We start from the raw sequence: 20280 nt of genomic DNA, 5'->3' as shown, positions 1-20280 counted from the left end.
TCGTTTCCTACAGCCCCAGCAACCCCAACGCCGCCGTCTGGGTCAGCTCGGCCCGGTAGGGGGCCACCAGGTCGCGTTCCTGGGGGGTGGCCGCCCGCACGGTGGTGCTCAGGTCGGGGAGACGGCCTGCCCGCAGGGCTTCGGCAGCCTGGGCGAAGTCGATGTCGGGCACCCCCAACGCCCGGTTGACGGCCCCGCGCACCTCGGCGTAGCGCTCGGCGCTGAGGCCTTCGCGGGCGAGGGCCTGGGCCTGAGCGGTGCGGGCCGCGCCCACGCTGCCGCTGACGCGCCCCAGCACCTGCGCCAGCGTCAGGATGTTGGGCGACTGGCCCTGCTGGAGGTCGGTCCAGACCTGCTGAAGGGGTTCGAAGCTGCCGCCCAGCGCCGCCCGCACCTCCCGCCGCACGGCGAGGAAGCGCTGCACGTCCCGCGCGGTCAGCGGCGTTCCTGCCGGGGCAGCGGCGGGGGGCGTGGCCGTGCCGCCCGGCCCCGGCAGTGTGGGCACGTCAATGCCCGTGCCCCCGGAAGCGGGCGGCGTTTGCGGCGCGGTCACCGCGGTGCCCGCCCCCTGCCACGACTCCAGAAAGGTGCGGGCGGGTTGAATCACCAAAAACCACGCCAGCGCCCCCAGCACGGCGAGCACCAGCACCCCGCCCCCCCCACAGCCCAAGCAACCGCATCCCGGTCCACGTCTCATGCCTCCACCATACGGGCGGGGCGGCGGAGCAGTTCCCGGCGCGGGTTGGGTAGGCCCTAACGGTGTGCCTAGCCGCAGGCGATGCCCCACCGCACCGTGAGCAGGGCGTAACCCCCCTCCAGCGCGGCGGTGACGGGGCCGCCCCGCACCTCATTGCTCAGCGTCCACCCGCTCCCCAGCGGCACGTCGGCCCCGGAAAGCGGCCAGCGCACCCCGCTGAGGCGCAGGCCGCGCAGGTCGCTCAGGGCGAGCACGCTCAGGAGGGTGCCGGGGGGGAGGTCGAGGCTCAGGGCTTGACCCGGCAGCAGCGGATGCCCGCTCTCGTCCCCGCTGTGGAGGGTGACCGCCAGCCCCTCCCTTGCCAGCCGCACCGCGCCCAGCGCCAGCGCCGCCGCGTGGTCGAAGCGGCCCCCGAAGGCTCCCAGAAAGACGAGCTGGGTGGCCCCCCGCTCCCGCGCCGCTCGCACGGCGAGTTCGGCGTCCGTCTCGTCCTTGGCGGTGGGGTGAACCTCGCGGGGGGCGTCCACCTCCAGGCCACCGGAGGAGTCAAAGTCGCCCACCCAGACGTCAACAGGCACTCCCAGCGCCGCCGCGTGTCGTGCGCCACCGTCGGCGGCCACCACCAGGTCAGGGCGGGGGAGGGCGGCCAGCGCGGGCGTGAGCACCAGCCGCCCGCCGACCAGAATCCAGGCGGTCATCCGGCCCCCATCAGCCCGGCTCCTGGTCGTTGGGCAGCGTCAGCACCCGCTCCTCGTCCACGCGTAGCCGCAGCCGGCCTCCCCCGATGCTCGCCGCCTCCCGCGCACTGAGGTGCAGGGTGAGGGGGCCGAGGGGGTGCAGGACCGTCACCTCGGCCCCGGTGTCGGTGGGTTGGTGCGCGGTGACGGGGAAGGGGTCGCCCTCCCCCAGCCGCACCGCGTCCTCCGGGACGAGCCGCGCCACGCCGCCGGGACCGGGCAATACGTTGGCGTGCCCCAGGAAGGCCGCCACCCACGCGGTCGCGGGCCGGGCGAACACTTCGGCGGCAGGCCCCACCTGCACCAGTCGCCCCGCCCGCATCACCGCCACCCGCGCCGCCAGCGCGAGCGCCTCCCGCTGGTCGTGGGTGACCAGCAGCACACCCGCCCCCACCCGCCCGAACAGCCCCCGCAGGTCCGAGCGCAGCCGCGCCCGCAACTGCTCGTCGAGGTTGCTCAGCGGCTCGTCGAGCAGCAGCAGCGGCGAGCGGGTCGCCACCGCCCGCGCCAGGGCCACCCGCTGCGCCTGCCCGCCCGAAAGCTGAGCGGGCTTGCGCCCAGCCAGGGCTTCCAACCCCACCAGGGCGAGGGCCTCCCGCGCCCGCGCCTCGGCCTCCCGCCGCCCCGCCCCGCGCATCCGCGGCCCATAGGCGACGTTGCCCAGCACGCTGAGGTGAGGAAAGAGGGCGTAGTCCTGAAAGACCAGCCCGACGTGCCGCGCCTCCGGGGGCAGCCCGGTCACGTCCCGCCCGCCGACCTCCACCCGGCCCGCGTCCGGGCGTTCCAAGCCGGCCACGCACCGCAGCACCGTGCTCTTGCCGCAGCCGCTCGGCCCCAGCAGCGCGACCGTCTCGCCTGCCCCGACGGTCAGCGAGACGTCCTCGGCGGCGCGGGTGGGGCCATAGCGTTTGGAGAGGTGGTGAAGGGAGAGGGCGGGGGGAGTCAATCGCTCACCAGACCTATCAAGCGGTCGACCGCTTCTTCCAGGAGGTCGTGGGGGACGGTTTCAATGGTCTCGGCCCCCCGCGCCCGCCAGTCCAGGGTGTAGACATGTGAAGTCAAGATGACCCCGCGTGTCCGCAGGCCATCAGGCAGGGGCAACTCCGTGAGGTAGCCCTTGGCCCGGCTGGTCACGGCCAGGCACACCATCAGCCCCGTGACGCGGGTGTAATGGCTGCTGCTGATGACGAGAGCGGGGCGACGTCCTCCCTGCTCGTGCCCGCGACGGGGGTCAAAATCCGTCCAGACGAGTTGCCCGCGTTCGGGAGGCGTCAACTGTCCAGCTCCCGGCCAACGGGAACGTAATCGGGAACATCCTCGTACCGCAGCGTTCCTTCGGGTATGCCCGCCAGGAGTTGCTCAGCCGTGTACCGGCTGCGCCGCCGCTGAACGGGAATCAGGCGGAAACCGCCTTCCGGTCCATCGAGTTGCAACTCGTATTCCCGGCCCACTTCCAACCCCGCCTCGCGGACCACGCGCGCGGGCACCACGAAGCCCAGGCTATTGCCGTGCCGACTCAGCTTGACGCGCATCCTCCCCACCTCCTGTCTGACAGTGTATGACAGCCCGCCTCAGGTCACCTCCCCCTCCCCGCCGTCCAGCAGGATGAAGGCCCCCGCCGCGAGCAGCAAGAGCACCGTCGCGAGCGCGCAGGCTTCCCCCAGGTTGCGCTCGCCGGGGCGGCCCAGGCGCTCGTAGAGGCCCACGCTGAGGGTGGCCCACTCTGGCCGGGTCAGCACCAGGGTGGCCCCGAACTCGCCCAGCACGGTCGCCAGCGCGAGGGCCGCGCCCCCCCGCAAGGCCGGAAGCGTGAGCGGCAGCGTGACCGTGCGGTGGGCATCGAGGGGCCGCGCTCCCAGGGTGCGGGCGGCTTCGGTGAGGCGGGGCGGGAGTGCCCGCAGGGCCGGAAGCAGGCTGCGGGTCACCAGCGGAAAGCCCAGCAGCGTATACGCCGCCAGCAGGAGGGGCAGGGTGGCCGCGAACTGCGGGTAGGCGAGCAGGTACCCCACCGCGAGGCTGACGGGCGACACCATCAGCGGCAGCAGCGACAGTAGGTCGAGAAAGCGTGACCCCGCTCGCCACGCCCCCAGCGCGTGCAGCCCGCCCAGCACGACAGCTCCCGTCAGCGCCAGCAGCCCGAAGCGCAGGGTGTTGCCCACCAGCCGGGGCGTCTCCGGGTCCGTGAGGATGCCCTGCCAATAACCCAGCGTCGGCCCTCCGGTCCCCAGCACCCCCCGCGCGACGACGGCCACCAGCGGCCCGAAGCAGACGAGGACCACCAGCGCGACCAGGCTCCACAGGCTCACCGCCGCTGCCCCCCGCGCCGGGGGGAGGCCGCTCGCGGGCACGCCCGTGCCGCCCCGCCGCAGGGCCACATACGCCCACGTCGCCGCCAGCGTGAGCACGAGCTGCCCGGCGATGAGCGCACTCGCCTCCGAGAGCCGGAACTGGAGGGCCGTCAGCGTGTAGATTTCGACCTCCAGGGTGGCGTACCGCTCGCCCCCCAGCGCGAGCGGCAGCCCGAAACTGAGGGCCGAGTACAGGAAGACGAGGATGGCCCCCGCGAGCAGCCCCGGCAGCGCGAGCGGCAGCGCCACCGTCAGCGCCGCCCGCACCCCCGACGCCCCCAGCGTCCGCGCCGCTCCGGTCAGTCCCGGCGACACCCGCGAGAAGCCCGCATAGGCCAGCCGCACCATCACGGGCAGGTTGAAAAAGAGGTTCCCCAGCACCAGCAGCGCGGGCGTCCCCTCCAGGTCCAGCCCCAGCGGGCGGCTCAGCCATCCCTGCGGCCCCAGCAGCGCCGAGAGGCCCAGCACCGCCACCAGCGTGGGCGTCACGAAGGGCAGCAGCAAGAGCCGCAGCAGCAGCCCCTTACCGGGCACCGCGTACCGCGAGAGCAGGTAGGCGAGGGGTGCCCCCACCAGCAGCGCCAGCAGCGCCGTCACCCCCGCCTGCCCCAGCGTCCAGCTCAGGCGGCCCAGAAAGTACGGGTCCCGCCACACGGCGAGATTGACCCCGCCCTCGGCCAGGGTGCGGGCGAGGGGGAGGGCCAGCAGCAGCCCCAGAAAGAGGAGCGGCGGCAGGGCGAGGAGCCAGCCGAGTCGGGTGGGAGGCGTCATGGGGGAGGGGGCCGGATGTTCTGCCCCTCTCCCCTCGTGGGAGAGGGCCTTGCGAAGCAAGGGGTGAGGGGGCGTCCAGACCAGCTCATCGGGCATCTCCTGTCGTCAAACCCTCTAGAGCGGGCAGCCATCACCCCGCCCCACCCGCTGACCCCTGCCCGCTGCCCCCTCACCGCGCCCGCAGCACCTGCGTCACCCAGGCATCCACCAGCCGCTGCGGGTTGGCGGTCACGCTGGCCTTCACGGGGGGGACTTCCGGCTTCTCGGCAAAGCGGAAGACGGGGTCGAGCCTCGTGCCGCTCACCGCCGGGTACACCCACATCCGGGTGGGGATGTCGGCTTGCACGCCCTCCGAGAGCATGAAATCTACGAACCGGCGGGCGAGCTGCGGCTGCTTGGTCCCCTTGAGGATGCCCACCCCCTCCAGTTGCAAGAAGGTGCTGCCCGGCAGGAAGAGGTTGGCGGTGGGGGCCTGGGCGGGCGGCTTCTTTGGGTCGTAGCCGTCCGCGTAGTAGACCTCGGCGGCGGGGCTGCTCGCGTAGCTCAGGACGATGGGGTATTTGCCGCCGTTCTTGCTGAACTCCTTGTAGTAGGCGTCCGACCAGCCGCGCACGACCTTCATCCCGTTCGCGCGGGCTTCTCGCCACCACGCCCACGCGCCCTCCTCGCCGAGGTGGTTGACGGTCGCGAGCAGGAAAGCGAGGCCGGGGCTGCTCGTTGCCGGGGAGGTGACGACCGTCAGGCGGGCGTATTCGGGCTTTTTCAGGTCGTCGAGGCTGCGCGGAAGGGGCAAGCCCGTCTTCGCCCAGGCCGCCCGGTCATAGTTCAGGGCCACCAGGCCGGAGTTCACCGTGTTCAGCAGCCCCCCCTCGTCGAGGCGGAGGGCGGCGGGCACCCTCGCCAGCGCGGGCGAGCGGTAAGCCTCCAGAATCCCGGCGGCCCTGGCGCGGGGCAGCATGGAGTTATCCAGCCCGTACACCACGTCAGCAATCGGAGCGCGGCGGGTCAGAATGAGGCGGTTCAGGAGTTCGCCCGCGTCCCCGCCCTTCACGAAGCGCACGCGGGCGTTGTTGGCCCGCTCGAACTGGGCCACCCGCTCCTTACTGAGGCTGAACGAATCGTGGGTTATCACCGTCAGGGTGGTCTGGGCCTGGGCCGCGCCCGCGAGCAGCAGGCCAAGCAGCAGTGTCTTGCGCATCAAAAATCCCCCTCGCGTCACGAGGGGAAGCCGAGAGGAACCGCGCCCCGCCTGGGGGGGCCAGCTCCGTCACGCTCCCTCCGCCGGAATGACCCGGTTCAGGTTCCTGGGGTGTCATCTCAGCCCGCTTCCCTTGGAAGGGGCACCCCCGGTGACGCAGAAGAAAGCATAGCGCAAGCTCTAGGCTGAGGGGCGTGATGCACCTCATCGTGTGGCTGGTCGTGCGGGACCCTGCGGGCCGGGTGCTGCTGGGGCGGCGGTCGGGAACAGCCTTTGCGGAGGGCCTGTGGAACCTGCCTGGCGGCGCGGTCGAACCCGGCGAGGGTCTCCTCGCCGCCGTGACCCGCGAGGCCCGCGAGGAGGTCGGCTTGCGGGTGGACCCATCTGCGCTCCGCTCGCTGGGCGTCTCCCGCTACGACGTCGCGGGGCCAGGAGGCCCGGTCGCGGGCGTGGATTTCCTCTTTCTGGCCGACGCCTGGGAGGGCGAGCCGACGCCGCTGGACAAGACCTCCGAGGTGGGCTGGTTCGCCCCCGACGCGCTGCCGCCGGGCTGCCTGCCCTGGCTGCCGGGCGTGCTGCGGGCGCACCTGCTGGAGGGCGTGCGCCTCAGCGAGCAGCTCACCGGGGTGGGGGGGCTGCGGGTCCTCTCCGGCTAGCGGGCGGTCCGCTCCTCCAGCACGACCACCGCCGACGCGTGCTCCTTGGTGTGGGTCAGTGTCAGGTGCGCCACCCAGCCCCGCGCCTCCAGCTCGGCGGCGATGTAGGGCGCAAAGCCCAGGATGGGCCGGGCAAAGGGGAAGGGACCCTGCGGCGTCCGCTCCCGCTCGACCCACACGTCGCGCCACCCGTGCGGGCGCGGCCAGACCTTCTGAAAGGCTTCCTTCGCGGCGAAGCGGGCCGCCAGGCTGGGGGCGGGGTCCGCGTGCCCGGCGCAATAGGCCAGCTCGCACGGGGCGAACAGCTTCTCGGCTCGCCGCCCCTCCCGCGCGAGCAGGCCCCGGATGCGCTCAATCTCGATCAGGTCGTGTCCGATGGCGACGATCATGTCCGCATGGTAGGGTGCCCCTCCCCACTCTCCACTTGATTTCGCCGGGGGGCCGGGTGCACACTGCGGCCTGTCACCAGGGGTGCCCGTATCCGCGTGAGGCGGGGGCTGAGAGGGCGAGCGTGCCCAACCCTAGGAACCTGATCCGGGTCATTCCGGCGGAGGGAGCGTGACGGGTGCCGAACAGGAAAGTCTTGTTTTGCCCCCCTCCGAGCCGATGGGAGGGGGGATAGCCGTGTTGACGTGACGCTTCAGGGTTCGTCCGCTGCTGTCCCTTCCTGTCTGGGCCGCCTGCGCGGTCTGGAAGTCCTCGTCCCTACTCCGGAGGCCTGCTGTGTCGGCAATCCCACCCCGCTCCGTTTCCTATCCTTCACCTTCCCCGCTGACCCCCACTCCAGGCAGTGAGAAACGGTATCTCACGGGAACCCTGTATCCGCAGGTCCGGGTACCGGTCCGCGCCATTCGGCAATCGCCCACCCTAGAACGCGTGGGCGACCTGACGCGTGCGCGGCCCAATCCCGATGTCTTGGTGCCTGATACCAGCGGTCCCTACACCGACCCGCAGGTCTGCCCCGATGTCCAGCGGGGGCTGCCGCAAGCTCGGCCTTGGCTGGCGAATGACGCCCGCTTGGAGCTGCTGGAGCGTGTGCCCCTGCCGCCGGCAGAGGCGGGGCCGCGGCCCTTTCCCACTGCGCCCAGGCCCCGCCGAGCGCGCAGCGGGCAAGCCATCACCCAGTTGCAGGCGGCCCGGCGGGGCGAACTCACCCCGGAGATGGAGTTCGTGGCCCTGCGTGAGAACCTGCGTCAACTGGAGACCTTCGAGTTGCGCCAGCAGCATCCTGGGGAAGCCTTTGGAGCCGCCATCCCCCGCGAAATCACCCCGGAATTCGTGCGGGCAGAGGTCGCGCGGGGCCGAGCCGTGATTCCCGCCAATGTCAACCACCCTGAACTCGAACCCACCATCATCGGGCGCAACTTCCGGGTCAAAGTCAATGCCAATCTGGGAACCTCCATCGTCAGCAGCTCGACCGAAGAAGAGGTTGAAAAGCTGGTATGGGCCATTCGTTGGGGGGCCGATACCGTGATGGACCTCTCGACAGGGCGGCACATCCACCAAACGCGGGAATGGCTGCTGCGCAATAGCCCCGTGCCGGTCGGTACCGTCCCCATCTACCAGGCGCTGGAGAAGGTGGGGGGCGTTCCTGAGGAGCTGAGCTGGGAGGTTTACCGGGACACCCTCATCGAGCAAGCCGAGCAGGGGGTAGATTACGTGACCGTTCATGCCGGTGTGCGCCTCGCTCATCTGCCCCTCACCGCGCGGCGGCGCACCGGCATCGTGTCGCGGGGCGGCTCCATCCTGGCCCGCTGGTGCCTCGCCCACCACCGCGAGAACTTTCTCTACACCCACTTTGCGGAGCTGTGTGAGCTTCTGGCCGCTTACGACGTTACCTTCAGTCTGGGAGACGGCCTGCGTCCCGGTTCCATCGAGGACGCCAACGACGCCGCGCAGTTTGCGGAACTGGACACCCTGGGCGAACTGACCCGCCGCGCCTGGGCACACGGCGTGCAGACCATGGTGGAGGGGCCGGGGCATGTGCCCATGCAGTTGCTGCGCGAGAACATGACCCGCCAACTGGAGGTGTGCACAGAAGCGCCCTTCTACACCCTAGGGCCGCTGACCACCGATGTCGCGCCGGGGTACGACCACATCACGTCGGCCATCGGCGCGGCGCAAATCGCTTGGTACGGCACGGCGATGCTGTGCTACGTGACCCCCAAAGAGCACCTGGGACTGCCCAACAAAGAAGACGTGCGCGAGGGCGTGCTCGCCTACCGCATCGCCGCTCACGCTGCGGACCTCGCCAAGGGCTATCCCGGCGCGCAAGCCCGCGACAATGCCCTCTCCAAGGCCAGATTTGAGTTTCGCTGGGAAGACCAGTTCAACCTCTCGCTTGACCCAGAGCGTGCCCGCGCCCTGCACGACGAATCATTGCCCGCCGAGGCTGCCAAAAGCGCCCCCTTTTGCTCGATGTGCGGACCGCAGTTTTGCTCCATGAAGCTCAGCCACGAACTGCGCGCGTCCGAGATGTTCGCTGGGCGAGACGCTCAGACGCCGGGAGAGACGCCGTGACCCGGCCTCTGGGACGGCTCTACCTCGTCGCGACGCCCCGCCCTGGGCAGCGAGAAGCGGAGTTCGTGGCCCGCGTCGAAGCGGCGCTGGACGGCGGGGTGGACACCCTGCAACTGCGGGTCAAAGACGCGGAGGCTCGCCCCCTCATTCGCTTGGCCGAGCGGCTGCGCGACCTCGCGCATGGGCGGGGCGTTCCCCTTTGGGTCAATGACCGGGTGGACGTGGCGCTCGCCAGTGGTGCGGACGGGGTGCACCTGGGCCAAGCGGACCTGCCCCCCGTGTGGGTGCGCCGCCTCGCGCCCCCACTGCGGGTGGGCCTGAGCACCCATCACAGGGAGCAGGCCCTCAGAGCGCTGGATGAGGCTCCCGCCTACCTCGCGGCGGGTCCGGTGTACGCCACGCCCACCAAACCGGGCCGTCCCGCCGCTGGACTGGCGTATGTGCGGGAGGTGGCGGCCCTGCGCCCCGCTACGCCGTGGTACGCCATCGGCGGTATCGATGAAAGCACCGTGGACGACGTGGTGGCGGCGGGCGCCTCCCGCGTGGCCGTGGTGCGGGCGGTTCTTGACGCCCCGGACCCGGCGCGCGCCGCCGCCGCTCTGCGCGCTCGCCTGCCGCAGGAGGTCACCCATGCGGGTCAATGGTGAGCCGTATCCCCACCGAGCGGGCCTGACCCTGCACGCCCTGCTGCGCGACCTAGGAATTGAACCCGAACGGGTGGCCGTGGCGGTGGGGGACGACTTTTACCCCGGCGCGCGGGTGCCCGACCGCCCGCTAGAGCCGGACGACGTTATCGAGATTGTCCGCATCATCGGAGGAGGTTAGGCATGACCGACCCACCGCTTTCAGACCCCCTGCTCTTGGGGGGCCGGACCTTCACTTCCCGTCTGATGCTGGGAACAGGCAAGTTCCGGGACTTGGCCCTGATGCGCGACGTGCTGGAGGTCAGCGAGACCCAAATCGTGACCGTGGCGATTCGTCGGGTGGAGCTGCGCTCGCCGGGCCACGTGGGGCTGCTCGACGCCCTCGACCTCTGCCGGTACCAGTTGTTGCCCAACACTGCGGGGTGCCGGACCGCTGAAGAAGCGGTGCGGGTCGCTCGGCTTGCCCGCGCCGCAACCGGAGTGAGCTGGGTGAAGCTGGAGGTGATTGCTGACCCGCGCTGGCTGCTGCCTGACCCGGTCGGCACCCTGCGGGCCGCTGAGCTGTTGGTGGCAGAGGGCTTTACGGTGCTGCCCTACGTGCAGCCTGACGCGGTGCTGGCCCGCGCCCTGGAACGGGTCGGGTGCGCGGCGGTAATGCCCCTGGCCAGCCCCATCGGGACGGGACGCGGCCTGCGCACGGGGGACCTCTTGCACACGGTGCTGGACGGTGCGGGCGTGCCCACTGTGGTGGACGCGGGCTTGGGCGTTCCCAGCGACGCGGCCCAGGCGCTGGAGGCTGGGGCTGACGCTGTGCTGGTCAATACAGCGATTGCTGAGGCCCGTGACCCGGTGGCGATGGCCCGTGCTTTTGCCCTCGGCGTGCGGGCGGGTCGCCTGGGGTACCTGGCGGGCCGCATGGCGCAGCGTGCCTGTGCCCATCCCAGCAGTCCGCCGCAGGGGGTGCCGCGTCTGCCTGACCCGGAGCAGCCCGCATGACCGTGCTGGTGGTGGGGGGTGGGCTGATTGGCTCGCTGGTGGGCTGGACCCTGCAAGAAGCGGGCTATCCCACCGTGGTCCTGGATGCGGGGCAGCCGGGTGCGGCGTGGCGGGCGGGAGCTGGATTGCTGACGCCGGTGGGCGAGCGGCTGCGGGGCACCCCGCTGGAGGAGTGGGCGCTCACGAGCTTGCAGCAGTGGCCTGACCTGGCCCGCCGCCTGGAGGCACGCAGCGGGCAGCCGGTGCATTGGCGAGCCGGAGTCTGGCATGGGGGAAAGCTCGCGGCGCGGGAGGGACAGGTGCACCCGCCCAGCGTGGTCCGGGCTGCTCGCCGCGCTGTTCCCCTGTGGCGGGCGCGGGTGTTGGCCCTCCACCCAGAGCACAAGGGCGTGCGGGTGCTGACCGACCGGGGCGAGCGCCGCGCCGCCCTGGTCGTCCTCGCGGCAGGGGTGTGGAGCGCGGCGTTCGGGGTGGCGGTGCGGGCACAGCAGGGGCAAGCGCTGTTGCTGGACGCTCCCGCGTCCATCCCCGCGACCTATGGCCTGCGGCGGCGCGGGGCAGGACCTGCGGGGTACGCGCTGGGCCGCCCTGATGGACTCTATGTGGGGGCAACGGCCCGCCCCACCGCCTCCCCGCAACCGGACCTTTACGCCCAGCGCTGGTTGCGGGGGGTCGCCTGTCGCCTCGTGCCGGAGTGGGCCGCTCGGCCTGCTGTGGCCCAGTTGGTCGGCCTGCGCCCCCTGACGCCGGGCGGCTTGCCGCTGGTAGGGCCTCACCCGGTGCTGCGGCGGGTCATCGTGGCCACCGGGCACGGTCGGCATGGGGTGCTGCTGGCTCCCTGGACAGCGGTGCGGGTGCTCGCGCTCGTGCAGGGGGCGCCGTGAAGTCGCCCCCGGTGGCCCTCACCATCGCTGGGTCCGATTCTGGGGGTGGAGCGGGGGTCCAGGCGGACCTCAAGACCTTCGAGGCGTGGGGCGTCTTTGGGACCTCGGCCCTCACGCTGGTGACGGCGCAAAACACACGGGGGGTGGCCGCCGCGTTTCCCCTGCCCCCAGAGTTGATAGCCGCTCAGATAGAGGCCGTTCTGGATGATTTTCCGGTGGCCGCGGTCAAAACCGGAGCCTTGGGCCGCGCCGAGGCTGTGCGGGCAGTCGCGCAGGTGCTGCGGGGGCGCAACCTCCCGCTGGTGGTCGACCCCGTCTTGCTGGCCAAAAGTGGGGACTCGTTGCTGGAGCCGTCAGCGGTCCAGGTGTTGCAAGAGGAGTTGTTTCCTCTGGCTACCCTGATTACCCCCAACCGGCCAGAGGCACAGGCTCTGTTTGGCGCGGCCTTGCCCTCCCACCTGCCCCTTCTCCTCAAGGGGGGGCACGGGGACGGCCAGACCGTGACCGATGAGCTGCGGACGCCGGAGCTGCGGTGTTCTTTGCTCGCTCCCCGGCTGCTGACCCGTCACACCCACGGCACGGGGTGCACTCTCTCGGCAGCGATTGCGGCGGCGCTGGCGCGGGGCCTCCCCCTGGCTCAGGCTGTGCGGGCTGCCCACCACTACCTGCAAGCGGCCCTGCGCGCGGCCCCTGGGCTGGGTGGGGGCCACGGCCCCTTGGGGCACGCGTTGGGGGCCGCGCCAGCAGAACACCTCCTGGAGTTGTGAACTGGGGAAAACGGAAACACGCCGGGTGTGGTACCATCTAACAAACGCTCGTTAGGTTAAAGCCGCCCCCACCTCAGGAGGAGTCCCATGACCCAGCCGACGCTCATCCAGCCGGGCGAAACCGCCGAACAGCACGCCGCCTTTGAGGCCCGTATTGCGCGGGGCGAAAAGATTGAACCCGGCGACTGGATGCCCGCCGAGTACCGCCGCCAGCTCATCCGCATGATTTCGCAGCACGCGCACTCCGAGGTCGTCGGGATGCTGCCGGAGGGCGAGTGGATTACCCGCGCCCCCAGCCTCAAGCGCAAGACCATCCTCATCGCCAAGGTGCAGGACGAAGCGGGGCACGGGCAGTACCTCTATCACGCTGCCGAAACACTGGGGATTTCCCGTGAGGAGATGCTGGACGCCCTGTTGTCGGGCCGGGCGAAGTATTCGAGCATCTTCAACTACCCCACCCTCACCTGGGCCGACGTGGGCATGATTGGCTGGCTGGTCGACGGCGCGGCCATCAAAAACCAGACCATGCTCGCGGGCTGCTCCTACGGCCCCTACAGCCGGGCGATGGTTCGCATCTGCTCCGAGGAAACCTTCCACCACAAGCAGGGCAAGGAGATGATCGTCGCCTACGCGGGGGGCACGCCCGAACAGCGCCAGATGGCCCAGGACGCGCTGAACCGCTGGTGGTGGCCCGCCCTGATGATGCTGGGGCCGCACGACGCCGACAGCCCCAACACTGGGGTGCTGACCCGCTGGGGCATCAAGCTCAAGACGAACGACGAGGTCCGCCAGGAGTTCATCAACGAGCACGCCCCGGAACTGCTCGAAGCGGGCCTCACCATCCCTGACCCCGACCTGCACCAGGACGCAGACGGCAACTGGCGGCACGGCCCCATCCACTGGGACGAGTTCTGGGCGGTCGTCAAGGGCCAGCAGGGCCTGAACAGGGAGCGCCTCGGTGCTCGCCGCGAGGCCCACGAAGACGGCGCGTGGGTGCGCGAGGCGCTGGAAGCCTACGCCGCCCGGCAGGTGGCGCAGGCGGCAGACTGAGGCTGTCAGTCGGGGTGGTCAGTGGTGAGGAGAAAAAGCGCGGCGAAAGCGGCGAGCAGAAGCTGAAGCGTCCACTGCCCACTCACGACTCACCACTGACCCTCTGGAGAACACATGACCCAACCTCATTCCCCCCGTCCCGATACCCAATGGCCCCGTTGGGAGGTCTTTAAGCAGGACGCCCCGAACCGCCCCCATCAAGCGGTGGGCAGCGTCCACGCGGGCGACCCGCAGCACGCCCTGCTGACCGCCCGCAATGTCTTCGTGCGCCGCCCCGCCGCCGTGAGCCTCTGGGCCGTGCGCGAGGCCGACCTCCTCACCGCCACCCCGGAGGAACTCGCTGCCCGCCCGGAGGTGCTGGAGACCCCCGGCGAGGCGGGCACCTATCACGTAGGCCTCAAGCGCACGCACAAGCGCTCGATGACCTTCGTGGACCTGGTGGGCACCGTGGAGGCGAGTGGCCCCGGCGACGCGCTGCGGCAGGCGCGGGAGGGGCACCCCGACGCGCTGACCTGGCTGGTCTTTCCCGAAAGCGCCGTCGTCCGCACCGACGAGGACCCCGGTACCCTGGAAAGCTGGTTCGCCCCCGCGAAGGACAAGACCTACAAGCAGCAGCAGTTTTATGGGGTCATCGGCAAGCATGTCGGCGAACTCAAGCGCGAGGGCCGCATGCCGGGCCGCGCCAAGGAAGGGGGGCAGCCATGACGGTGAGCAGCCAGCAGCCAGAAACCAGCCGCCAGCAGGACCTGGCCCCAGAGGTGCGGGCCGCCCTCAGCGCGAAGCTCACCGCCCTCGCGGACGACGAACTCATCCTCGCGCACCGGGACAGCGAATGGACCGGGCACGCGCCCATCCTCGAAGAAGACATCGCGCTGGCGAACATCGCGCAAGACGAGCTGGGGCACGCCTCGCTCTATCTGGAGCTGCGCCGCGAGCTGGACGGCAGCGACCCCGACCGCCTCGCCTTTTTCCGAGACGCGGACGAGTTCACGAATGTCCGCCTCGCCGAACTGCCCAAGGGCGACTGGGCCTTCACGATGGTCCGGCAGTTCCTCTTTGACACCTATGAGGCGCTGTGGTTGGAGGCGGCCCGCACGAGCGCTTACACCCCCCTTGCGGAGGTCGCAGCCAAGGCCCTGCGCGAGGAGAAGTTCCACCTCCAGCACACGGCCCTGTGGGTCGAGCGGCTGGCCCTGGGCACCGAGGAGAGCCGCCGCCGCACCCAGGCCGCGCTGGACGAGCTGTGGCCCTACGCCGCGCAACTCTTCCAGCCCCTGCCCGGCGAGGAAGGGCTGGTGGCCGCCCACCTCGTTCCTGACCTCGGCCAGTTGCGCGGGGTTTGGGAAGGCTTCGTGCGCTCCCACCTGGCCGGGAAGTGCGGCCTGAGCGTGCCGGAGGCGCTGCCCGCTGCCGGGCCGGGCCGCGACACGCACACCGAGCACCTCGCTCCCCTCCTCGCGGAGATGCAGAGCGTGGCCCGCGCCGTCCCGAACGCCGAGGTCTGGTGACCCCATGACCGCCGTTCACGTCACCCCCGAACAGGTGTGGGCCGCCCTCGCCGCCGTGCCCGACCCCGAAATCCCCGTCGTGTCGGTGACCGATATGGGCATGGTCCGGGACGTGACGGTTGAAGGGGAGCGGGTCACGGTCACCTTTACCCCTACCTTCTCCGGCTGCCCGGCCCTGCACGTCATCCGCGACTCCATCGGGGCGGCGGTGCGGGCGCTGGGCGTGCAGGACGTGGAAGTCCGCAGCACCCTCACGCCCCCCTGGACGACCGACTGGATTCAGCCCGATGCCCGCGAACGCCTGCGCGAGTACGGCATCGCGCCGCCCGCCCCCGCCGGGGACTCCCCCCTGATTTCCCTGGACCCCGAACCCACCCGCTGCCCCCGCTGCGGCTCGCTCAACGTGCGGATGACCGGCAACTTTGGCCCCACGCTGTGCAAGCGGCTCTATGTGTGCGAAAGCTGCCGGGAGCCATTTGAGGGGTTTAAGAGTGTCTGACCCCGCCCCAGCCGAACCCCAGATGGCAGAAGGCTTCAGGCTTTTTGCCATCTGCCTTTGCTTTTCTTTTCCACCCTGCAAGGAGGCCCCATGACCACCCTTCCCATCCCCACCCAAGTCCTCCGCCCTGCCTCCTACGTCTATGGCACCTGGCACGCCAACCCGGACGGCGAGACGCTGCTGGACGCCGTTTATGGCCGCCCCGTCGCGGTCATCTCCTCGGAGGGGGTGGATTTTGCGGAGGCGCTGCGGTACGGGCGTGAAGTGGGCGGTCCGGCGCTGCGGCGGCTGACCTTTCATGCGCGGGCGCGGGCCTTGAAGGCGCTGGCGACGTACCTGCTGGAGCGCAAGGAGGACTACTACACCCTCAGCCTGCTGACCGGGGCGACCCGCCGTGACGGATGGGTGGACATCGAGGGCGGCATCGGGACCCTGTTCTCGTATGCCAGCCTCGCCCGCCGCGAGCTGCCCGACGAGCGCTTCTTGCCCGACGGCAAGGTCGAGCCGCTCGGCAAGGGGGGCACCTTCGTGGCCCGGCACCTCCTCGTACCGCGTGAGGGCGTGGCCGTGCAGATTAACGCCTACAACTTCCCGGTGTGGGGGATGCTGGAAAAGCTCGCGCCCGCCCTCATCGCGGGGATGCCCAGCCTCGTCAAGCCCGCCCCGCAGACGGCCTACCTCACCGAACGGGTGGTGCGCGACATCATCGCGTCGGGGCTGCTGCCCGAAGGGGCGCTGCAACTCGTGACCGGGGGACCGGGCGACCTGCTCGACCACCTCGAAGAACAGGACCTCGTGGCCTTTACGGGGTCGGCGGCGACGGCGGCCAAGCTCCGGGTGCATCCCAACATCGTCGCCCGCAACGTGCCCTTTTCGACCGAGGCCGACAGCCTCAACGCCTCGGTGCTGGGCCTCACCGTGCGCCCGGAGGACCCGGAGTTCGCCCTGTACGTCAAGGAAATCGCCCGCGAAATCACCTCCAAAGCCGGGCAGAAGTGCACCGCCATTCGCCGGGCGATCGTGCCCCGCGACCGGGTGGAGGCCGTGGTGGAGGCGCTGCGGAGGGAACTCGGCAAGGTGACCGTGGGCGACCCGGCCCGCGACGACGTGCGGATGGGGGCGCTCGTGAGCACCGCCCAGCGCGAGCGGGTGCAGGCCACCCTGGAGGCCCTGCGGGAGGAAGCCCGTGTGGTCATCGGCGGCGAGGAACGCGAGCTGCTGGGCGGTGACCGCGAGAAGGGTGCTTTCCTCGACCCCACTGTCTTGCTGTGCGACTCGCCCCTCACGGCCCGCGGCCCGCACGAGCTGGAGGCGTTCGGCCCGGTGGCGACCCTCTTGCCCTATGACACGCTGGAGGACGCCGTGCGCCTCGCCAAGATGGGCCGGGGCAGCCTCGCCGGGAGCATCGTCACCCACGACCGCACCGAGGCGACCGAGCTGGTGATGGGCCTGGGCAGCACGCATGGGCGGCTGCTGGTGCTTAACCGTGAAAACGCGGGGGAGAGCACCGGGCACGGCTCGCCGCTGCCGCAGCTCAAGCACGGCGGCCCCGGTCGTGCGGGCGGCGGCGAGGAACTCGCGGGCGTGGCGGGCGTGAAGCACCACATGAACAAGGTGGCGGTGCAGGCCGACCCCACCACCCTCGCCGCCGTGACCCGCGAGTACGTGCCCGGTGCCGAGGTCCGCGAGGACGTGGTGCATCCCTTCCGCAAGTCCTTCGATGAGATTCAGGTGGGCGACAGCCTGCTCACCCACCGCCGCACGGTCACCGAGGCGGACATCGTGAACTTTGCGGGCCTGACCGGAGACCACTTCTACGCCCACGTCGACGAGATAGGCGCGAAGGAGGGCATCTTCGGGAAGCGGGTCGCACACGGCTACTTCCTGATTTCGGCGGCGGCGGGGCAGTTCGTCTCTCCCGCGCCGGGTCCGGTGCTCGCGAACTACGGCCTGGAGAACCTGCGCTTCATCACTCCGGTCGGCATCGGCGACACCATCCGCACCCGCCTGACCTGCAAGCGCAAGATTCGCAAGGACCTGCGCCCCGGCGAAACCCGGCCCACGGGCGTGGTCGAGTGGCGGGCTGAAATCACCAACCAAAATGACGAACTCGTCGCCACCTACGACATCCTGACGCTGGTCGAGCGGACGCGCGACGAGGCGGACCCCGCCCCTGACGCCTGACTGCACTCTGGGATATGTCCCGTCCGCAAGCGGCGCGGCTCTCACGGCATTGAGCTAAGGAGCCGCAAGCTGTTGCCCGGCGAGAAGGCAAGGCCCCCGTATGAGGTACGGTGAACGGGGTCGCGTCCCGCTGAGCGGCGGGTGCGCCTCAGGAGTAACCATGACCGTGAAGAATCCGCTCGTTTCTTTTTTCGGCTCTGCGACGCCCGCGCTGGGGCAGGCTGCCGGGCTGCCTCCCGCCGAAGCAGAGCGTGTGCTGGCCGGCGGCCTTCCTGTCCTGCTGCGGGCGCTGGCCGACGCGGACCGCACGCCGGAAGGACGGGCAGCCCTCGACCAGGCGTATGCGGCGCTGCCCCGCTTTGCGAGCGCGGAGGTGGCGCTGTCGGCTCCGGGCGGGGCGGCAGAGCTGCGGCGGGCGGGCGAGGGGCTTGCCGCGAACGTGCTGCGCGAGCCGCTGCCCTCCCTCGCGGCGCGGCTCGGCACGGCGGAGGCGGGGACCCGCCTGTTGCCCCTCGTGCTGCCGCTCCTGTTGAGCTGGCTGGCAGGACAGGGAAAGCGGCCCGCTGAGCTGCTGGGAGCCGTCGGGGAGGAGGAAGCCAGCCGCGCTTCTGCCGCCGCTGGCCTCAGCGCCGCCGGACTGATGGAAGTCCTGCGCGGTCGCCTGGGGGGAACATCGGGCGAGGCGCTGGCCCGCGCCGCAGGCTTTACCTCCAGCACAGCAGGCCGCGCGGCGGGGGCCGCCGTGCCCGTCTTGCTCGCAGCCGTGGCCCGCCGGGGGCAAGACGAGGCAGGAGCCGCCGACCTCCTCGCCCGCAGCCGTGACCTGGAGGACCTGGCGGCAGGTCCCCTCCCCACGGACCCCGCTGAGGTCGCCCGCCTGGAGGGGCAGGGGCGTCCGCTGGTCACCCACCTGTTTGGCTCCGCTGAGGCGGTGACCGGACGCCTCGGCTCGGTGGTCGGGGGGTCGGGGGCCAGCGCCGGAAAGCTGCTGGCGCTGCTCGCCCCCGTCGTCTTGGGGGTGCTGGGCCGCGAGGTGCGGGGGAGCCGGGCAACGGCGGCAGACCTGCGCCGGGTGCTCGGCGACCTGCCAGAGCTGCTGCCGGGGCTGATTCCGCCGGGGATGCCCAGCCTTTCTGCCCTGCTGAGTCCCCCGGCGGCCCCCCCCGCCCGCACGGCAGCTGCTCGCCCGGCAGCGGGGGGAAGCGCCCGACCTGCGGCAGCCCCCCCGCCCCAGGCTGGGCGGCGCGGCGGATTCCCTGGGTGGCTCCTCCCCCTGCTCCTGGTGCTTGGTGGGGGCGGGTACTGGCTCACCCAGCAGGCTAGCCCCTCACCCGCCTCCAGCAGCTCCCCCGCCGCGTCCCAGCCGGTGCGGGTCACCACCCCGGCCCCCGGTGCCACCCTGCCCGCCGAACCCTTCGTCATGAGCGGCACCGCTGCTCCCGGCATCACCCTGACCATCTCGGAGGGCGCAGACGAGGTCGCAACCGCCACCGCAAACAGCGCGGGCAACTGGGAGGCCCAGCTTCCTGCCCCTGCCCCCGGCGAGCACACCTACACGCTCAAAGGGTCGGACGGCACCCAGAGCGAGTTCGGGGTCTCGGTCGTGCTCGGCGCTCCGGCCACGAACTGACGGCTCTCCCGCCCCCCGTTATCGGCTGACCGTCCAGATGCCCGCGAACTCCGCGAACTGTGTGTCGGTTTGCGGGGTTGCGTAGGCGCTGATGCTGCCGTCGAGGTAGAGGGCGTCGGGGCAACCTAAGGTGTCCCGAAAAAACACCGCGAAGCTGTAGAAGTTGACGGGTGCGCCGCTTACCACGAAGCGGACTTTGCCGTCCGAGCAGACGCCGACCCCACTGCGGACCTTGAAGCTGGTGCCCGCTTTGTTGAAGGCCGGGTGCAGCCGCCCCCCTTCCACCAGGAGCGGCCCGGACTGGCTGGCAAAGGTGGGGCGCGGGTCCGCCCGGCGGTAGGCCTGGGTCTCGGTGACCCCCGCCCGCTGGCCCCGCACCCAGAAGACTCCGTTCGGCAGCAGGGCGAAGTTGCCGCCCGAACGGGCCTGATTGAGTGGGACCAACGTCCGCCCCCCCTCCACATGCAGTCCCAGGGGCCTCAGGCCCGGCGCATAGATGCCGCTGTTGGTGGCAAACAGCAGGCGCCGCCCTTCCTTACTGAGCCGCGCCGCGACCTGCCGAAACGTCCCGTAGGGCTGGCCCGTGGTGGGATTCTGCCAGTGCAGCTCCAGGCGGTCGCGAGTGAGGTCGACCGTCGCCACGGTGTAAAGGGTGCCGCCAGCGCTGACCTGCTCAACCTGCGCCGCTTGTCCCTGGCCGCAGCCAACCAGGGCTGTGCTCAGCAGGGCCACGAGTGAGAGCCGGAGGGGAACAACCAAGCGGAAGGTCACGCGCCCATGATGCACCCGGCTGGGAGTGCACAGAGGCCTTTTCTCGCTTGGGCGGCTGCTTTTGGCTCCAAAACTGAGCTTCACCGGAAGCTCAGGGGCGAGTGCTTGACAGGTTGAGGGAAGGGGTGTATCTTTTCTGAGCCTCAAGCGAGGCGAGGAGCATGACAAGCGAAGAGGTGTGCGAGAGAACAAGCACATGCAGCGCTTTTTTCGGCGCTTGCCTGGGGTGACCCAGGTGGGGGTCTGGGAAGAGCGTGAATGAATGGAAGGGTCAAGATATTAAGGGTCCACGGTGGATGCCCTGGCACTGGAGCCGATGAAGGACGCGATTACCTGCGAAAAGCCCCGACGAGCTGGAGATACGCATTGACTCGGGGATGTCCGAATGGGGAAACCCACCCGCGTGAGCGGGTACCCACG

At 70.7% G+C, this 20280-nt stretch carries 22 protein-coding genes, 1 rRNA gene and 2 riboswitches; of the genes, 14 read left to right on the top strand and 9 right to left on the bottom strand.

Annotated elements, in window-relative coordinates; genetic code table 11:
- Positions 1-7: 7 nt before the first annotated feature.
- From H565_RS0105680 to H565_RS0105650, 7 genes are all read right to left on the bottom strand, one after another.
- Positions 8-649 (bottom strand): hypothetical protein, encoded by a 642-nt coding sequence (locus tag H565_RS0105680; protein ID WP_245576169.1) that lies wholly within the window; start codon positions 647-649, stop codon positions 8-10.
- Between the two features lie 116 nt (positions 650-765).
- Positions 766-1395: a thiamine diphosphokinase gene (locus H565_RS0105675; protein WP_027460192.1), complete on the bottom strand. Its 630-nt coding sequence runs from the start codon at positions 1393-1395 to the stop codon at positions 766-768.
- A gap of 10 nt (positions 1396-1405) precedes the next feature.
- Positions 1406-2380, bottom strand: coding sequence for an ABC transporter ATP-binding protein (locus tag H565_RS0105670; RefSeq protein ID WP_027460191.1), 975 nt, complete (start codon positions 2378-2380; stop codon positions 1406-1408).
- Positions 2377-2709 (bottom strand): type II toxin-antitoxin system PemK/MazF family toxin, encoded by a 333-nt coding sequence (locus tag H565_RS0105665; protein WP_027460190.1) that lies wholly within the window; start codon positions 2707-2709, stop codon positions 2377-2379. The genes H565_RS0105670 and H565_RS0105665 overlap by 4 nt, the downstream gene beginning before the upstream one ends.
- Positions 2706-2966 (bottom strand): AbrB/MazE/SpoVT family DNA-binding domain-containing protein, encoded by a 261-nt coding sequence (locus H565_RS0105660; RefSeq protein ID WP_027460189.1) that lies wholly within the window; start codon positions 2964-2966, stop codon positions 2706-2708. Before H565_RS0105660 ends, H565_RS0105665 begins: the two co-directional genes overlap by 4 nt.
- Positions 2967-3005: 39 nt before the next feature.
- Positions 3006-4553: an ABC transporter permease gene (locus H565_RS0105655; RefSeq protein ID WP_027460188.1), complete on the bottom strand. Its 1548-nt coding sequence runs from the start codon at positions 4551-4553 to the stop codon at positions 3006-3008.
- Positions 4554-4722: 169 nt separating this feature from the next.
- Positions 4723-5751 carry a thiamine ABC transporter substrate-binding protein gene (locus H565_RS0105650; protein WP_027460187.1) on the bottom strand — a complete coding sequence of 343 codons (1029 nt, stop codon included), beginning with the start codon at positions 5749-5751 and terminating at the stop codon, positions 4723-4725.
- Positions 5752-5808: 57 nt separating this feature from the next.
- Positions 5809-5911, bottom strand: a riboswitch (TPP riboswitch).
- A 37-nt stretch (positions 5912-5948) separates the two neighbouring features.
- Here H565_RS0105650 and H565_RS0105645 point away from each other — a divergent pair.
- Entirely contained in the window at positions 5949-6407 is a 459-nt protein-coding gene (locus H565_RS0105645) for an NUDIX domain-containing protein (protein WP_027460186.1), read from the top strand.
- Here H565_RS0105645 and H565_RS0105640 read toward each other — a convergent pair.
- Positions 6404-6796: a 4'-phosphopantetheinyl transferase superfamily protein gene (locus tag H565_RS0105640; RefSeq protein WP_027460185.1), complete on the bottom strand. Its 393-nt coding sequence runs from the start codon at positions 6794-6796 to the stop codon at positions 6404-6406. The two genes, H565_RS0105645 and H565_RS0105640, sit on opposite strands and share 4 nt — an antisense overlap.
- Before the next feature lie 68 nt (positions 6797-6864).
- A riboswitch (TPP riboswitch) is annotated at positions 6865-6981 on the top strand.
- Between the two features lie 197 nt (positions 6982-7178).
- On the opposite strand from H565_RS0105640, the gene thiC reads away from it, so the two are divergent.
- The 12 genes from thiC to H565_RS16955 all read left to right on the top strand — a co-directional run bounded on the left by thiC (position 7179) and on the right by H565_RS16955 (position 19089).
- Positions 7179-8927: a phosphomethylpyrimidine synthase ThiC gene (gene thiC / locus H565_RS14430; RefSeq protein ID WP_157468893.1), complete on the top strand. Its 1749-nt coding sequence runs from the start codon at positions 7179-7181 to the stop codon at positions 8925-8927.
- A complete protein-coding gene (gene thiE / locus H565_RS0105630; protein WP_027460184.1) occupies positions 8924-9574 on the top strand; it encodes a thiamine phosphate synthase in 651 nt (216 codons plus the stop codon). Before thiC ends, thiE begins: the two co-directional genes overlap by 4 nt.
- Positions 9558-9752, top strand: coding sequence for a sulfur carrier protein ThiS (gene thiS, locus H565_RS0105625; RefSeq protein ID WP_027460183.1), 195 nt, complete (start codon positions 9558-9560; stop codon positions 9750-9752). Before thiE ends, thiS begins: the two co-directional genes overlap by 17 nt.
- A gap of 2 nt (positions 9753-9754) precedes the next feature.
- Positions 9755-10567, top strand: coding sequence for a thiazole synthase (locus H565_RS0105620; RefSeq protein WP_027460182.1), 813 nt, complete (start codon positions 9755-9757; stop codon positions 10565-10567).
- Entirely contained in the window at positions 10564-11451 is an 888-nt protein-coding gene (locus tag H565_RS0105615) for an NAD(P)/FAD-dependent oxidoreductase (RefSeq protein WP_027460181.1), read from the top strand. The genes H565_RS0105620 and H565_RS0105615 overlap by 4 nt, the downstream gene beginning before the upstream one ends.
- A complete protein-coding gene (locus H565_RS0105610) occupies positions 11448-12218 on the top strand; it encodes a hydroxymethylpyrimidine/phosphomethylpyrimidine kinase family protein (protein WP_027460180.1) in 771 nt (256 codons plus the stop codon). The genes H565_RS0105615 and H565_RS0105610 overlap by 4 nt, the downstream gene beginning before the upstream one ends.
- An 87-nt stretch (positions 12219-12305) precedes the next feature.
- Positions 12306-13268, top strand: a complete 963-nt coding sequence (gene paaA / locus H565_RS0105605; RefSeq protein ID WP_027460179.1) for a 1,2-phenylacetyl-CoA epoxidase subunit PaaA — start codon at positions 12306-12308, stop codon at positions 13266-13268.
- A 114-nt stretch (positions 13269-13382) separates the two neighbouring features.
- The gene (locus tag H565_RS0105600; protein WP_027460178.1) at positions 13383-13973 is read left to right on the top strand and encodes a phenylacetic acid degradation protein; all 591 of its coding nucleotides are present in this window, start codon (positions 13383-13385) and stop codon (positions 13971-13973) included.
- Entirely contained in the window at positions 13970-14776 is an 807-nt protein-coding gene (paaC, locus tag H565_RS0105595; RefSeq protein WP_027460177.1) for a 1,2-phenylacetyl-CoA epoxidase subunit PaaC, read from the top strand. The genes H565_RS0105600 and paaC overlap by 4 nt, the downstream gene beginning before the upstream one ends.
- A gap of 4 nt (positions 14777-14780) precedes the next feature.
- Entirely contained in the window at positions 14781-15275 is a 495-nt protein-coding gene (gene paaD, locus H565_RS0105590; RefSeq protein ID WP_027460176.1) for a 1,2-phenylacetyl-CoA epoxidase subunit PaaD, read from the top strand.
- A gap of 90 nt (positions 15276-15365) precedes the next feature.
- Entirely contained in the window at positions 15366-17459 is a 2094-nt protein-coding gene (gene paaZ / locus H565_RS0105585; RefSeq protein WP_027460175.1) for a phenylacetic acid degradation bifunctional protein PaaZ, read from the top strand.
- 160 nt (positions 17460-17619) lie between these two features.
- Entirely contained in the window at positions 17620-19089 is a 1470-nt protein-coding gene (locus H565_RS16955; RefSeq protein WP_051363439.1) for a DUF937 domain-containing protein, read from the top strand.
- A gap of 18 nt (positions 19090-19107) precedes the next feature.
- On the opposite strand, the gene H565_RS0105575 is transcribed toward H565_RS16955, so the two are convergent.
- The gene (locus H565_RS0105575) at positions 19108-19800 is read right to left on the bottom strand and encodes a phosphodiester glycosidase family protein (RefSeq protein WP_051363442.1); all 693 of its coding nucleotides are present in this window, start codon (positions 19798-19800) and stop codon (positions 19108-19110) included.
- 329 nt (positions 19801-20129) lie between these two features.
- On the opposite strand from H565_RS0105575, the gene H565_RS0105565 reads away from it, so the two are divergent.
- A 23S ribosomal RNA gene (locus tag H565_RS0105565) occupies positions 20130-20280 on the top strand; the annotation flags it as partial.

This window comes from Deinococcus murrayi DSM 11303 (assembly GCF_000482805.1).
Classification (GTDB): domain Bacteria; phylum Deinococcota; class Deinococci; order Deinococcales; family Deinococcaceae; genus Deinococcus; species Deinococcus murrayi.
Note: the sequence above shows the minus strand (reverse complement) of the source record. Positions and strands in the feature narration are given on the sequence as shown.

Bases quoted from the DNA above. Each gene is read 5' to 3' on its own strand.
- H565_RS0105675 (WP_027460192.1), bottom strand. From the start codon at position 1,395: ATGACCGCCTGGATTCTGGTCGGCGGGCGGCTGGTGCTCACGCCCGCG.
- H565_RS0105660 (WP_027460189.1), bottom strand. From the start codon at position 2,966: ATGCGCGTCAAGCTGAGTCGGCACGGCAATAGCCTGGGCTTCGTGGTG.
- H565_RS0105655 (WP_027460188.1), bottom strand. From the start codon at position 4,553: ATGACGCCTCCCACCCGACTCGGCTGGCTCCTCGCCCTGCCGCCGCTC.
- H565_RS0105650 (WP_027460187.1), bottom strand. From the start codon at position 5,751: ATGCGCAAGACACTGCTGCTTGGCCTGCTGCTCGCGGGCGCGGCCCAG.
- H565_RS0105645 (WP_027460186.1), top strand. From the start codon at position 5,949: ATGCACCTCATCGTGTGGCTGGTCGTGCGGGACCCTGCGGGCCGGGTG.
- H565_RS0105640 (WP_027460185.1), bottom strand. From the start codon at position 6,796: ATGATCGTCGCCATCGGACACGACCTGATCGAGATTGAGCGCATCCGG.
- thiS (WP_027460183.1), top strand. From the start codon at position 9,558: ATGCGGGTCAATGGTGAGCCGTATCCCCACCGAGCGGGCCTGACCCTG.
- H565_RS0105620 (WP_027460182.1), top strand. From the start codon at position 9,755: ATGACCGACCCACCGCTTTCAGACCCCCTGCTCTTGGGGGGCCGGACC.
- H565_RS0105615 (WP_027460181.1), top strand. From the start codon at position 10,564: ATGACCGTGCTGGTGGTGGGGGGTGGGCTGATTGGCTCGCTGGTGGGC.
- paaA (WP_027460179.1), top strand. From the start codon at position 12,306: ATGACCCAGCCGACGCTCATCCAGCCGGGCGAAACCGCCGAACAGCAC.
- H565_RS0105600 (WP_027460178.1), top strand. From the start codon at position 13,383: ATGACCCAACCTCATTCCCCCCGTCCCGATACCCAATGGCCCCGTTGG.
- paaC (WP_027460177.1), top strand. From the start codon at position 13,970: ATGACGGTGAGCAGCCAGCAGCCAGAAACCAGCCGCCAGCAGGACCTG.
- paaD (WP_027460176.1), top strand. From the start codon at position 14,781: ATGACCGCCGTTCACGTCACCCCCGAACAGGTGTGGGCCGCCCTCGCC.
- paaZ (WP_027460175.1), top strand. From the start codon at position 15,366: ATGACCACCCTTCCCATCCCCACCCAAGTCCTCCGCCCTGCCTCCTAC.
- H565_RS16955 (WP_051363439.1), top strand. From the start codon at position 17,620: ATGACCGTGAAGAATCCGCTCGTTTCTTTTTTCGGCTCTGCGACGCCC.